Source organism: Sorangiineae bacterium MSr11367 (genome assembly GCA_037157805.1).
Taxonomy (GTDB): Bacteria; Myxococcota_A; Polyangia; order Polyangiales; family Polyangiaceae; genus Pendulispora; species Pendulispora rubella.
Window position 1 is genome coordinate 843,827 of the sequence record CP089983.1, and the last position, 13,889, is coordinate 857,715.

Below are 13,889 nucleotides of genomic sequence, written 5' to 3' on the forward strand. Positions count from 1 at the left end.
CACCCCCTGTTTGGTGCAGGGCGCGAGCGCGATATTGGACGTGCGTGCTCTTCGCAGACGCGACGAAGTCTTTTACCGACGCAGCCTACCGGGCGGAACCCCGTAGATCTTGCGCGACCAGCGTGTCAGGTGGCTCTGATCGACGAAGCCGGTGGCATAGGCAATTTCGGAAAGCGTCTTTCGTCCATCGCGGAGCAGATCGCGCGCGCGCTGCAGGCGAAGTTGCATGACGTACCGGTGTGGCGACACGCCCACCGAGCGGGCGAACACCCGCGAGAAGTGGAATCGACTTTGCGCGGCGACGCCGGCGAGCGTTCCTACCTCGAGGGGCTGATTGATGTTGGCGTGGATGAATTCGGTGATGCGCAATAGCGCCGCTGCGCTCATGACGCCTCGAACGGGGCTGGCGGGTCTCGTCACATGCTGCTCCACGATAAGCTCTACGAATGCGTTCGCGACGCTGCTTCGATAGAGAAGGTCATTACCGAATCCGCCATTATCTCCCATATTCGCGTTTGCGCAATACGCGTGGGTCGTCTGTTTGCGCAAACCGTTCAAACGGGGGCCCGCCAATCGAATGGTCGTGCCGAGCGAACTCGACCCATGCTTCGAAAAAGGCCATCGCTCGCGCGCGGAATTAGGCGTGGGACATTCCGCCGTCGACGGTGATCTCCGCGCCGGTGGTGAAGCTGGAAGCTTGGGAACCGAGGAAAAGAATCGCCTCGGCGACTTCCTCGGCCTTGCCCCACCGGCCCATGGGAATGAGTCCCTCGACGTAGGCGCGTATTTGCGGATCCGCCGTCGCGGCCGCTGAAAGTGGCGTATCGATCGGGCCGGGTGTGACGACGTTCACGCGAATGCGCCGTTGGAGCAATTCGGGACTCGTGCCGGCATTGCGGGCGAATGCGTGCAAAAATCCTTTGCTGCCGGCATAGAGGGCGTCCCCCGGTTGCCCTTTGCGGGCGGCCACCGAGCCGACGAACACCACCGACGCGCCATCGGCCAGCAGTGGCAGGGCGTGCACGAAGGTGAAGACGGCGCCCTTGCAGTTCACGTCCATCAACGCATCGTACGATGTAGGATCGAGCTCGTGGATGGGCGGTGCGGTCGCAATGCCTGCATTGATGACCAAGACATCCAGGCGACCATGTCGCTCCTTCACGTCGGACATGAGGCGCGCGATGGAATGAGCGTTCGTCACGTCGGCGGCGATGGGTTCCGTTCGTTCGAGATGCACCGCCGGCTGCCGGAGGCGCGGTCCCTCTCGACCCACGACGATGACGCGAGCACCCTCGGAGGCGAGGCGCCGCACCGTGGCCGCACCAATGCCACTCGTACCGCCCGTGACGAGGGCGATCTTCCCTGAAAGCTGCATGGATCTCTCCTTCATTCGGGCTCGACACGTCGCGCCCGGCCTGGTAATCAACAGGTGTTGACATCATGGACGTAGGAAGGGGCGAACGGTTTGTCAACGAGTGTTGACAAGAAAGCGCGCCGCGTGCCGGCGGCGGAAACGCGGGAGCGCATCCTCGCGGCTGCCCGCACGCGATTTTGCCAGGCCGGATTCGATCAGCTGGGGGTTCGCGAGCTCGCGGCGGTGGCCAAGGTCGACCCGGCCATCGTGATTCGGCTTTTTGGCTCGAAGGAAGACTTGTTTGCCGCCGTGGCCGATGGTGCCTTCTCCTTGGAGGCGCCCTTCGATGGTCCGCTCGAGGGTCTGGGATTGCGCATCGCGCAGTTTCTCCTGGGCAAGGTCGACGAGGCGTCGCCGGACGACTTCGACGGATTTCGCTTTCTGCTGCGCTCGGCCGCGAGTCCCATCGCCGGGCCCATCCTCTCCAGGGCGCTGCATGCGGGCTTCATCGGGCCCCTCGCGAAGCATTTGGGCGGGCGCGATGCGCCGGCACGTGCGGCACTTCTCACGGCGTGCGTGCTCGGATTCGTGACCTTGCGCGTGGCGCTCGCTTCGTCCGAGTTGGAGCAGGCCCCACAGGGACGCCTCGCCGCCCGGTTCGGCGCCGCGCTCCAAGCGTGCCTCGAGGTGCGCTAGCCAATTGGCGCCAGCGACCGCGCCCGGCGCGTGCCCCGAGAACGCACGCCACAGGGTGTCCGGGACGGGCCTTGATTCGTCCCGGACAGAGGGCACCTGCGCGGATTCGCGCATTTTCGCGTGCACGCGGGTTGGCACCGCATTGGCAATGCGTCGGGGCAGACCTTGGTGCGTGGGTGTTCCGGACACCCCGCTCGCAAGGTTGCAGATCAGAGTGATGGGTTACCGCAAGGTATGAGTGGGAGGTAACAGCCGTCCGCGTGCCCGAGAAGGCAGGGAACCAACGCCCAAGGGCGTCCAGCTATCGGGAACAACACGTGGGCGGTGACGGGAAGCGCTGCGGTCGCGGACCGGTGGCCGAAGTCCTCGTTGGGGAAGCAGCCAAAACTGCTCGTATCCACCGGAACTTTTCCTACCCTCATTTTTATCTGGCAAAGAGAAGGCCAGAAGAAGAAACGTGTGAGGTTGCGCGGAACGCGCGATCACGCACGCGTTTGTCGTCCCGCTGCCGTGGGAGGCTCTGCCCCGTCGCGACGAAGGCCAGCTCACTCACACACGAGAACCGGGGCACCCCTAGGCGTGCTGCGCAACCGCCTCGAGCCGCTCCACGAGCCAGCGCAGACCGGGATCGCCCTCGCTGCGCGTGCTCCACGCGGCGTGGACGATCATCTCGTGAAGCGCGAGCGGCGGCGGAAACGACGCCAGCCGATACCGCTTTTCGTAGTGCCGAGCGAGGTGCGAAGGCAGCGTCATGATGGCCGACGTCCCCTCGAGCACGGGCGGCGCCATCGCGAAGGTCGCGACGCGCAGGACCACGTGCCGCGTGAGACCGTGCTGGGCGAGTGCCGCGTCGACCGCGCCGGGCCCCGAGCCCGCGGGACTCATCATCACGTGAGGAAACTCCGCAAAGCGCCGGAGCGTGGGACGCCGCCCCGCGAGCGGGTGCCCTCGGCGCACTAGACAGGAGAACCCGTCGGCGAGCAGCGCGCGTCGCAGAATGCCCGGCCGCTCGGGCAGCACCCCGAGAACGAGATCGAGCCCGCGTTCCAGCTCGACCTCGTAGCGCGGTGTATCGAGCACGCGCGCATCGATGGCCGCCCCCGGTGCCTGCTCGATCAGCCGCGCGATCAACGGCGGAAACAGGAGCGTCGCCGCGAAATCCGTGGTGCCGATCTGAAACCGGCGCTCGGTGGTCCGCGGGTCGAACTCCGGCGCGCGACGAACGACCACACTGATGTCCGCCAGCACCCGCTGCAGCGGTGCGCGCAGATCCTCGGCGAACGCCGTGAGAACCATCCGCCCGCCACGGCGCACGAGAAGCGGGTCCCCGAACAGATCGCGCAGCCGCGCCAGCCGCTGGCTCGCCGCGGGTTGCGTGATGCCCAGCTCCTTGGCGGCATGCCCCAGATTTGCACGGCGAAGGAGCACGTCGGCGCTGACCAGAAGATTGAGATCCACCGTTTTGAGCGAGCGAACGTCCATTCGCCAAAATTATAGTACAATACCGTATATCAATTGGATTGCTTCTGCTCGCGTCGCTAAGCATGGGGGCATGTTCGAGCAAATACGACGGCCTTGGCCCTTCGCCCTTGCGCTCGTGGGCGGGCTGATGGCCGGATGCAGCGATTCGACCTCCGACGATTTCACGAGCTTCGAGCTCCCTGGCAACGATTTCTTTCCCGAAGGAATCGCAAGGATGCGCGATGGCACCCTGTTCGTGGGCAGCTTGACCGAGGGCGCCATCGTGCGGCTCGGGCCGGGTCGCCAGCAGCCGGAATCCTTCGTGCCCAGCGGGCCTGCCGGCCAGCGCGCACTCACGAGCGCCGCGGGCATGGTGGCCGACGAAGATCTCGGCATTCTCTGGGTGTGCGACTCGGCGATGCGCAGCTCGCTCCCGAGCGCTGTCGTCGGCATCGCCCTGAACGATGGTCACGTGGCCGTGCGCCACTCTTTTCCGGCGCCGCAGGGTCTTTGCAACGATGTGGCGCTGGACGGTGAGGGCAATCTTTACGCGACCGACTCGAATGCACCACGCATTCTGCGCATCGCGACCGGCGCGAAGCTCACGGAAGGCGAGGCCAGCGCATGGACCACCGATCCGCGTTGGGTGGTCGGACCAGGTCAATTCGGTTTGAACGGCATCGCTTGGGCGAAGGGAAATCTTTACGTTGCGCACACCCAGAACAACGCGCTGTACCGGATCCCCATCGATGCTGCGGGGAGCGCGGGTGCCGCGGCGGCGCTGCTCTTGGACCGCAAGCCCAACGGGCTCGATGGGCTAAAGGTCGCAGCCGACGGCAGCCTCGCCTTCGTCGAGGGGTTCGCGAACCAACTCGTGCGCGTCGCGCTGCCGGGCGACGACACCGGAACGCTCACCGTACTGGCCCCTGGCCTGGATCAACCTACGACGTTTGCGCTGTTCGACGGCGGCGCGTGGGTCGTCGAAGGGCAGCTTCTGCATCTGTTTGGTCAGGATCCGACCCCGCCCCATTTGCCATTTCGGGTCGTGTGGAAATCGTTTTGAGGACATCGATGACCGCATCCAACACGGGGGTTCGTCGATCGCGGGCGTAGAGGCCATATTGGACGGTGAGGGGCTCCGGGACGCCGGCCGACACTTCGAGCGCGCGAACCGCACCCGCGCGAAGGGAGTCGGGGGGAAGTAGACCGATCCCCAATCCGTTTTCGACGGCCGCCTGCAACGCCGTGATGCTCTGGCTCGTGAAGGTGACGCGATGCTCGCGCGCGATGGCGGTCAATGCCTCGAGCATGCGGCGCCGCCACAGGCAGGGCGCGGCGAAGGCCGCGAGATCGAGCGGGCGTTCCGCGTCTACGACGTAATCCACGGCGCATGCCCATTGCAGCTCGACGTTCCACGTAATCAAGGCATCGGCCACGACCACCGAGGTCGGACCGATCATGAGATCGAGTCCGTCCTCGCCCCAGAGCCGCCCCAGGGCGACGCTATGCTCGACCACCACGTCCAGGTGGATGTCGGGGTACGCGCGATGAAGCCGCCCGAGCGCGGCGGGAAGCGCCGCCGTGGCCACCTCCTCGGCGAGCCCAATGCGCACCGCGCCGCGGATCTCGCTGCGCTGCAGCCGCGAGACTGCTTCGTCGCTCAGGGCGAGGATGCGCGTCGCATACCCGAGAAAGAGCTCCCCCTCGGCGGTGGGCACCACGCCGCGGCCGGTGCGCTGAAACAGGGGCCGGTCGAGCAACGTTTCCAACCGGCGCATCTGCATGCTCAGCGCGGATTGCGTGCGGCCGGTCTGCGCGGCGACCTTGCTCAAGCTGCCTTGTCGGCAGACGGCCACATAGGTGCGAAGAAGGTCGAGGCCGATTTCCTCAGATATCATTTTCGATGAACTCTGATGTCACCGATATCAGCCTACAAGCAACCCTCGCGCGCCGCTATGTCTCGGGCATGAAAAGAGGGACGAATTCTGTGAAAGGCATCCGCGTTCACCGCCACGGCGGGCCCGATGTGCTCGCCTATGAACAGCTGGAGATCGGCACACCCGGGCCCGGGGAGGTCCGCGTTCGCAATCGGGCGATCGGGGTGAACTTCGTCGATGTCTACTTTCGCACCGGCGAGTATGCGCCTCCAGCGTTGCCGTTCACACCCGGCAACGAGGGCGCGGGCGAGGTGGTGGCCGTCGGCGAGGGCGTTACCGATTTCGCGCCGGGCGATCGCGTGGCCTACGTGGAGACGCTTGGTTCCTATGCCGAGGAGCGCGTCGTGCCCGCGCACTTTCTCGTGCATTTGCCGGAGGCCATCGACTTCGAAACCGGTGCCGCGATGATGCTGAAAGGGCTGACGGCGCAATACCTTCTGCGCCGCACATTCCGCGTCGAACCGGGCCACACCGTCCTTGTCCACGCCGCAGCCGGCGGCGTCGGACTGCTCGTCACCCAATGGGCGAAGCACCTCGGCGCACGGGTCATCGGCACGGTGGGCTCGCCGGAAAAAGCCGAGCTTGCGCGCAGCCACGGCGCCGACCACGTCATCGAGTACCGCAAGGAGGACTTCGTCGCGCGCGTCAGGGAAATCACGAACGGCGAGGGCGCCCACGTCGTCTACGACGGCATTGGCAAGACGACATTTCCCGCATCGCTCGATGCCCTCCGGCCCCGCGGTCATTTCGTCAGTTTTGGCTCCGCATCCGGGCCCATCGCGCCATTCGACATCATGCTCCTGGCGAAAAAGGGGTCGCTCTTTGCGACGTGGCCGATTCTCTTCACCCATCTCGCGAAACGCGAGGACGTCCTCGCGATGAGCGACGATCTCTTCCGCGTCGTGTCGAGCGGCGCCGTGAAGATCCCCGTCCACCATCGCCTCCCGCTCACCGAGGCCGCCGAGGCCCACCGCCGCCTCGAGGCGCGCGAGACCACGGGCGCAACGGTGCTACTGCCATGAGCACCACCCGTCAGGGGCGCGTTCGACCCTGCCAGGTGTCCAGCAATCGCACCATGGCCAGTCGGGTTTCGGGAGAGGACCTGGTCATGTCGTTTCGCTCCCCGGGATCGACGTCGAGTCGATAGAGCTGTTCGAGCCCGGAATCGGTTTGGAGGTACTTGAACGCCCCTTGCATCACGGCGCGGGACTCGAGGTGAAGTAGACCCCAGCGGTGTTCGGCATAGAAGAAGAGCGGACGTGTGCGCTCTTCGGGCGGTGCCTCGTCGAACAGGAGGTGCAACAGGTTCCAGCCATCGCTGGCAGGATCGGGTTCCGCGTTGGCCAAGGCCAGAATCGTCGGGGCCAGGTCGGTCAGGGACACCGGAACATCCACCGTGCGCACGCGGGCTCCTGGGATCTTGGCCAGAAGGAGCACCCGGGTATCGGGCTCGGAGAGCGATTGTCCGTGCCCGAGGAATCCATGCTCGCCGAAAAGCTCACCATGGTCGGAGTAAAAGAGGACAGCCGTGCGCTGCCGATCGTCTCGTTCCTCGAGGTGGGTCAAGAGCCGTCCGATTTCGCTATCGCAATAGGCGAGGGCGCTATCGTAACGGTCGATATCCGCTTGGCCGAAGTCCCACGATGGGTGCGCAATGTACGGATCGTGCGTGCATTGATAATGCAAAAAGAGAAAGAAGGGTGCTCCCTCCGGTGCGGACTGCAAATAGGAAAGCGCCGTGTTGGTCGTCAACGTCGCATCTTCCCCGTGAACGTCGTCGCCGTCTTCCACGGGCCACGGCGTGCGCCAGATCCGAAAACCGCGCCCCATGCCGTGGAAATGCGACACGACGTACGAAATGGTCCATCCCGCGCGATCGTACCCAAGGGGCTCGAGCCGTTCGGCCAGCGTGGGCGCCGACGGCAGCAAGGTGATATCGACGGCCCCGCGCTGGTGCGGAATACGGTCGGCGGCTCGTCCCGTGAAAAGGGACGCCATGGCAAAGCGCGTGGCCGGCGAGGGGGTGTACGCGTGGCGAAACCATGTGGCCGACTCCCGAAACCGGTCGATGTTCGGCGACGTCGGGCGCGCATACCCGGTCAGCCCCAGATGATCGGGCCGGAGCGCATCCAGGTGCACGAGCACGATGCTCATGGGGCGCGATGAAACGACGGGAGGTGACGCCCCGAGCGAGGCTGCGTCGTCCCGGGCATCTTCGCCCGAGCAATTCTCGTCCACGCCATTGCCCGGTAGGTCGAGCGCGCCGGGATGGATCCTCGGATCGTGGTCGTTGCAATCTCCGCCGAGCAAACCTGAATATCCGTCTCCATCGTGGTCGGTCACCGCCCGAAAAAGCGCAATGACCAGCGACACGTAGGGCGCGCGATAAAGGACGGTGAGCTGCGTGGGGCTGGGCAGCGTCAAGAGTACGAGCGAGGCGAACGGTCCCAGTGCGCCTGCGAGCACCAGCGATGCGATGACGCGGCGCCGGCCGAATCGCCGCCCCACGGCGCGTCGAACGATGGAGACGTGCCCCACGAAGAACGCGAGCGTTACGGCACTTAGCAGAACGGCATATTGCGATGGGACGAGTGCGCAGATGCCCACGACGGCGAGGCTTGCCACCCCCACGAGCTCGACGCCCGCGGCGCACGCGTTCCACACGAGCCGTTGCCGTGCGCTCGCGCGCGAACGCCATCGTGAAAGCCAGGGGCCGATGCGTTGCGCGGCGAAGGCCACGGCCAAGGTGCCGGTGAGCATGAGCGCGAGCGCACTGAGCACGATCAAGGATGCTGCGATGGGCGCGCCGTGAGAGGCAATGAAGCCGCGCCCCAAAATGGCCGCGCGGACCAGCGTGAGTGCGAGCACGGCGGTTTCTCCGAGCACGGCGAGTCGCTGGCCGTCGATGTCCTCTCCGCCGAGCCCCTCGCGCAAGCTGCGCCCGAGCCTCCGCACCTCGGGACGCGACAGCAGCAGCCATGCGGCGAGTGCCAACGGTGCGACCATGGCCGCGGCACCCGCGGCAGCACCGACGGCCGCCACGAGAATCGACACGGCATTTCTCGAAATGAAGAGTGCGCCTCGCGCGCCGGTGGCTCCTTCCACGAGGGCCGCGGCGACCGTGGCGAGGAGAAACGCGCTTCGTGCATCCTCGATGGCCCCCCCGGTACGTGTCGCTTCGTCGGCCATGCCTCTCGTGTCGAACGTGACGTGGCGGTGAACAAAGCGACAACTCCTTTGCGTTTCTTTACAGGGGTACGCAACGCCATCTGCTCCGCCGCATCACGTTTCCGCCGCGTTCGCGCAACAATCAGGTGCGCAGCGCTGCGACCTCGCGCGAATCAAAGCCGACGGCGAAGGGTGGCGTTTGGTGCCAGGATCGCGGCCGCAGGCCCGAGCGAAGCCGGTATACCAGTTCCGAATAATCGGGTTCGCAAGGGGAAATGGCCCCGTGGCGAAGGAGAAAGTCGATGATGACGACGGCGGAGCTCGGGTCGACGTGATGCGGCTCGGAAACGAGCCAGCGCAATTCCTCGACCGGGCATAGCGAGAAATCCTCCGCCCGACCCTGGAGGGGCGCCGGCTCGAACGACGCGAGCTCCAAGTCGAAGACGAAGGTGGTATTCGGCGCGAGGCCGTCGGGGCACTCGCGAACCCACGAGATGGCTCCAGCCAATTGGCCTTGCGCCGCCAGTCCGCAGGGAATGCCGGCCTGCGTGGCGGCTTCCTCGCAGAGCACCTGCTCGAGGGAGCGCCTCGGGGGAACGACGCTACCGACCACGGTGCTCCAAGGCCGCGTTTGCTCGAAGCCGTTTCGCGCGGGTCTTCGCAGCCACACGAACAGCTGCCCACGGTGGTGCACGTATCCGTTTACGTGAACGCCGTAGGTGCGCACACCGAAGTGCTGGGTGGCGCCACAATCCAACTCGAAGAGCGGGGCCGCGCCCAATCGCGAAGCCACCGCGAGTCGCTCTCCTCGCTGGGTGACAATCCCGCGGCGCGCCAACAGGCCGACGGCGGCCTCCATCGCCTCGGTGCGTGCGCCTCGATCCTCCGGTGCTGCGCACAACCAGATGGCGTCGGCATCGTATGCGAATCGCGGACTCGACTCGAGCACCATGGGTACGATATCGCGATGGATCCAACCGACTTGCCAACGCCGGACCAGCAGGGGAAGAAAGGCGTCGAACCTCGCTTGGTTCGATTCGATGATTCGGTCGAGAAAGCTCATGTACCTTCGTGGGCGCGCGTCGGATGCTCGACGGCGATATCGCGTCGAGCAAATAGCCCGCTTCGCAAACGGTTTTTGCAGCACGCGTGCCGCAACCTGCAGAACGGCGCGGCCGCAGAACGACTCACGCGCAGCGTCTCTCTAGAATGTCCGGAGCTCGACCCATTTACCAAGGAATCCACCCACGTCGATTCTTTTTCCGCCTGACCGGATCGCTCACACCGTCGTGCATGGAAACGATTCCGAACGTGGTAGTGAAACTCCTATGGATAGCCTCAGCGGGATCGCCGTCTTCGTGAAGAGCGCCGAGACGGGGAGTTTCGTGGCGGCGGGGCGCGCGCTCGGTTTGACTGCCTCCGCCGTGGGGAAGAGTGTCGCCAAGCTCGAACGAAACGTGGGCGTGCGACTGTTTCAGCGCACGACGCGCAGCGTGCGCCTGACGGCCGCAGGCGAGCTGTTCTTCGAACGATGCCAGCGCATCGTCGACGATCTGAAGGACGCCGAGACGATGCTGTCCCACGTCGCGCAAGCACCGCGGGGAAAGCTCCGGGTCAGTCTACCGACCATTGGCTACCGGTTCTTGCTGCCCATTTTGCCGGAGTTTCGTCGCCTTTATCCCGAGGTCGAACTGGATCTCGATTTCAACGATACCATCGTCGATATCGTCAACGAAGGCATCGACGTGGCCATCCGCAGCGGAGATCTTCCAGATTCACGGCTGATGTCGCGCCGGCTGGGGGCATTTCGTTTCGTCGTGTGCGCGTCGCCCGCATATTTGAAACGCAAAGGCGTACCGCGGGCGCCGTCCGACTTGCCGCATCATGATTGCATCCGTTTCCGATTCCCCACCTCGGGAAAGCTGCAAAACTGGACCCTATCGGGGGAGCCTGCAGGGGTGCGCCTTCGCCCGGCGGCATTGACCTGCAACAACATGGAAGCGCTTCTCACGGCGACCATCGATGGGCATGGCATGGCCTACATGCCGGACTTTCTCGCCCGCGATGCCCTGGCGCGCGGGGCACTGCGCGCCGTGCTCGACGAGCATCTCGACCATCATGGGCAGTTCTGGGCGCTCTGGCCGTCGAATCGGCAGCTTTCACCCAAGATTCGGGTGTTCGTCGATTTCATCTCGTCGCGCCTTTTCATCGACGAGCGACGCACCCGATAGAAAGACGAGCACCACGAGCGCCGAAGCCAGGGTCAGCACGGCAAGGCCATTGCAAAGCATGCGAAAGGCATCGCCATAGGCGAAGAGCATGATGGCGGAGTCCCCTCCGGCGTGGAGCAGATCGCCTGCGGCGACGCTCTGTGCCATCTCGGGGTGGGGGATGCGCGCGCCGATCATGGTGGCCAGTGCCGCACGCGTCGCGGCCAATGCGATGCTCTCGCCGGCGATGCGCGTGGTGCCGAAGATGCCCGTGGCCATCCCCGCGCGCTCTTTGGGCACGACGCTCACCGAGAGACCGTCCATCAGCCCCCAGGGCGCACTCGTGCCAAAGCCAATGAGCAGCATCGGTTTCGCCATCGTGGCGACGGGCGCTCCCGGCGCGATACGTCCAAGCCACACCAATCCGCCCGCCGCGAGCACCAGGCCCGCCGCCGAGAGGGTCCCCGGCGAGATCCATCGCGTGCACGTTGCCACGGCGAAGGGCACCACGAGCATGGGCGCCGATAGCGCCAACATGGTCGTCCCGGCGGTGACTTCGTCATGGCCCTCGATGCCGATGAAGCGAATCGGCAGGAGGATGAGCAACACCACGTAGCAGCACGCCGTGGCGATGGGCAGCGCCTGCACCCCGACGAATCGGGGATAGCGAAAGAGCGACAAATCGAGCATGGGGTGCGCCGCATGCCGTTCGATCTGCACGAACGCGACGAGCGCCAAGGCTGCCGCGCCGAAGAGGCCCAGGACCGGGAGACTCGTCCATCCGCGCGCGGGCGCCTCGATCAAGGCGAAGGTGAAGAGCGCGAGTGCGGCCGTGAAGGTCGCCGTCCCTGGCCCATCGACCCCGCGCGCGTTCGGATCGCGGGACTCGCGCATGGTCGGGATGGCGAATGCGAGCGAGACGACGCCGACGATGGCGCCGGAGAGAAACACGGAGCGCCAGCCCAAGACGCCGAGCAAGACGCCCCCAAGGCTCGGACCGAAGGCGAGGCCCAGGCCGAAGGTGGTGCCCAGCAAGCTGAAGGCCCGCGCCCTTTCGGGGCCGTCGAATTCCTGCGCCAGCGCCGCGGACCCGCCCGAGAGTGTGCACGCCGCCGCAAGTCCCTGGCCCACACGGAATGCATCGAGCCAGGCGACGCTCGGCGCGAACGAGACGGCCACCGAGGTCGCCACGAACGAGGCAATGCCGATCGCGAAAATGCGTTTTCGTCCGTAGACATCGGCGAGCGCGCCCGCCGCCATCACGGTGCTCCCGAAGGCGAGCATGAACGAGTTGACGATCCAGGTCACCGCCGTCGGGCTACCGCGCAGGGCGCGCGCAATGGCGGGGGTTGCCGCCGCGGCCCCCGAGAAGTCGAGGGGCAGCACCACCGATGCCAAGCAAACGGCAAAGAGAACGATGTATTTGTCGCGCACACTCCGCATGGCCATCTCCTGCTGCGAAGATAGGCCGCCGAGGATCCTCGGCCATGGGCGTGCACCTCCGATGTGGACGGAGAAAAATTCCGCAATGCGCGGCGGGCGGTCAGCTGTCGCGGCGCTGCAAATGGATCTCGAAGCCACGTGCGAGGCCGTCACCTGGTTCGAGCCCTGGCTTCAGCGTCAGTGCCGGGATCTCGTAGTCGCCACCATTTTGCTTGCGAAAGGCGATCGGCGCATCGGTCCACAGTCCGTCGAGCCGTTGGCCCAGCTGCTCCCGAACGTGCGCAAAGCGCGCATCCTCCATTTTGGAGGTCCGGTAAATGACGACCGGTGGCAGCACGTCGAACCCTGGATAGTGCAAAATGCCGTGCGTGATGGGGAAGAGCACATCTTCGATGGGCCCATTGATCCCTCGCGCGCCATAGTGCGATTCCCAGCCTCCCGTGGTGACCACGAGCATGGCGCGCTTCCCTTTGAAGACGCCTTCGCCGTAGCGATCGCCCCAATGCTTGTCGGAATACTCACCCACGCCGTAGGCGAAGCCATACGCGTACACGCGTTCGACCCACCCCTTGAGGATGGCGGGCATGCCAAACCACCAAAGCGGAAACTGGAATATCACGGCATCGGCCCACAGAAGATCGGCCTGCTGCCCCGCGATATCCGCCGCCTGCGTACCGGTGACATACGCATGCTTCGAATCCTTCATCATATCGAGCCGCCGCCCCCGATCGCGCTCCAGAAAGTCCTCCCCATCCGCCGCCGCCTTCCACCCCATCGCGTACAAATCGGAGACCCGAACATCGTGCCCCGCACGAACGAGCCGCTCGACAGTGAAAGACTTGAGCGAACCATTGAGCGACTGCGGTTCCGGGTGCGCATAAACGACGAGAACGTTCATGCTTCTTGCTTGGGTTCAACACTCCCGCCGAGCAAGTACGCACACGTTTGATGCCTAGTATCAAAGAGAGAAGTAATGCAGTGGCGCCGGTGATCCGCGATTAGCCGCGGCGAGCGCCGAAGATCGCGTTGCGGCCTTCGGCGGAGTCGCACACCCAGCGGCTGGTGTAGTGACCGCTCGCGGCTTCGATATGGATAGACTCGTACGTCTGAATCGAAATAGCCGCGTTTCTTTGCATCAATGGGTGTCGCGTCGAGCCCGCAGCGGCACTTCGCTCGTCGCGGTGGCGAGCATCAAAGGCTCCCTGGTGCGATTGCGGCGCGGCCTGCGCATGAAATACGGCGACGAATCGGCGGGCGCGCGGCAGACCGGCGCGCTTCTTGGAACCACGTCGTCGGTGGGCGACGGTGTGGAAATCGAGAGAACGTAGATATCGACGTGAAAACGATACATGGCAAAACCTAGCGCGGTATGAGTGGCATTTGGCTTGGACAATCGTTCGATCGAAATAAACAACACGCGGAGTACTGCCCGCCTCGATGAGGCGTGCTTCGCGCCCTCGGCTTGCGCGAAACATCGGGCGGGCAGTACCCGCGTGCGCCCCTCCCCCCTGTCAACGGCCAGTTCAGGGCTCCACCCTGCCGTCGCCAAGTCCAGCGAGCCTCGTAGGGCCACGCCGACCTTCCCCATCGATAATCAATTATCGATTATCGGAGTGGCCT

12 protein-coding genes and 1 pseudogene are annotated in these 13,889 nt (G+C 65.1%); 5 read left to right on the plus strand and 8 right to left on the minus strand.

Annotation, left to right across the window (positions count from 1 at the left end):
* Positions 1 to 72: 72 nt before the first annotated feature.
* Both LVJ94_03705 and LVJ94_03710 read right to left on the minus strand, forming a co-directional pair.
* Positions 73 to 387 carry an AraC family transcriptional regulator gene (locus LVJ94_03705; protein ID WXB06351.1) on the minus strand — a complete coding sequence of 105 codons (315 nt, stop codon included), beginning with the start codon at positions 385 to 387 and terminating at the stop codon, positions 73 to 75.
* Between the two features lie 250 nt (positions 388 to 637).
* Positions 638 to 1,375, minus strand: a complete 738-nt coding sequence (locus tag LVJ94_03710; GenBank protein WXB06352.1) for an SDR family oxidoreductase — start codon at positions 1,373 to 1,375, stop codon at positions 638 to 640.
* Positions 1,376 to 1,465: 90 nt separating this feature from the next.
* On the opposite strand from LVJ94_03710, the gene LVJ94_03715 reads away from it, so the two are divergent.
* Positions 1,466 to 2,050, plus strand: coding sequence for a TetR family transcriptional regulator (locus tag LVJ94_03715; GenBank protein ID WXB06353.1), 585 nt, complete (start codon positions 1,466 to 1,468; stop codon positions 2,048 to 2,050).
* Positions 2,051 to 2,623: 573 nt separating this feature from the next.
* Here LVJ94_03715 and LVJ94_03720 read toward each other — a convergent pair.
* Positions 2,624 to 3,532 (minus strand): LysR family transcriptional regulator, encoded by a 909-nt coding sequence (locus LVJ94_03720; protein WXB06354.1) that lies wholly within the window; start codon positions 3,530 to 3,532, stop codon positions 2,624 to 2,626.
* 70 nt (positions 3,533 to 3,602) lie between these two features.
* Between LVJ94_03720 and LVJ94_03725 the strand changes: the two genes are divergently transcribed.
* Entirely contained in the window at positions 3,603 to 4,574 is a 972-nt protein-coding gene (locus LVJ94_03725) for an SMP-30/gluconolactonase/LRE family protein (GenBank protein WXB06355.1), read from the plus strand.
* Between the two features lie 55 nt (positions 4,575 to 4,629).
* On the opposite strand, the pseudogene LVJ94_03730 reads toward LVJ94_03725, so the two are convergent.
* Positions 4,630 to 5,409, minus strand: a pseudogene (locus LVJ94_03730) (LysR family transcriptional regulator).
* Between the two features lie 89 nt (positions 5,410 to 5,498).
* Here LVJ94_03730 and LVJ94_03735 point away from each other — a divergent pair.
* Complete coding sequence (locus LVJ94_03735) at positions 5,499 to 6,470, plus strand: quinone oxidoreductase (protein WXB06356.1); 972 nt, start codon at positions 5,499 to 5,501, stop codon at positions 6,468 to 6,470.
* 10 nt (positions 6,471 to 6,480) lie between these two features.
* Here LVJ94_03735 and LVJ94_03740 read toward each other — a convergent pair whose 3' ends face one another.
* Complete coding sequence (locus LVJ94_03740) at positions 6,481 to 8,637, minus strand: sulfatase-like hydrolase/transferase (protein ID WXB06357.1); 2,157 nt, start codon at positions 8,635 to 8,637, stop codon at positions 6,481 to 6,483.
* Positions 8,638 to 8,758: 121 nt separating this feature from the next.
* Entirely contained in the window at positions 8,759 to 9,679 is a 921-nt protein-coding gene (locus LVJ94_03745; GenBank protein WXB06358.1) for a DUF4743 domain-containing protein, read from the minus strand.
* Between the two features lie 265 nt (positions 9,680 to 9,944).
* On the opposite strand from LVJ94_03745, the gene LVJ94_03750 reads away from it, so the two are divergent.
* Positions 9,945 to 10,847 carry a LysR family transcriptional regulator gene (locus tag LVJ94_03750; protein ID WXB06359.1) on the plus strand — a complete coding sequence of 301 codons (903 nt, stop codon included), beginning with the start codon at positions 9,945 to 9,947 and terminating at the stop codon, positions 10,845 to 10,847.
* On the opposite strand, the gene LVJ94_03755 is transcribed toward LVJ94_03750, so the two are convergent.
* Entirely contained in the window at positions 10,776 to 12,269 is a 1,494-nt protein-coding gene (locus LVJ94_03755; GenBank protein WXB06360.1) for an MFS transporter, read from the minus strand. The genes LVJ94_03750 and LVJ94_03755 overlap by 72 nt on opposite strands.
* A 100-nt stretch (positions 12,270 to 12,369) precedes the next feature.
* Positions 12,370 to 13,167, minus strand: coding sequence for an NAD(P)H-dependent oxidoreductase (locus LVJ94_03760; protein WXB06361.1), 798 nt, complete (start codon positions 13,165 to 13,167; stop codon positions 12,370 to 12,372).
* A gap of 244 nt (positions 13,168 to 13,411) precedes the next feature.
* Here LVJ94_03760 and LVJ94_03765 point away from each other — a divergent pair, with 244 nt between their 5' ends.
* On the plus strand, positions 13,412 to 13,597 hold the full coding sequence (locus LVJ94_03765; GenBank protein WXB06362.1) for a hypothetical protein: 186 nt from the start codon (positions 13,412 to 13,414) through the stop codon (positions 13,595 to 13,597).
* Positions 13,598 to 13,889: the final 292 nt, after the last annotated feature.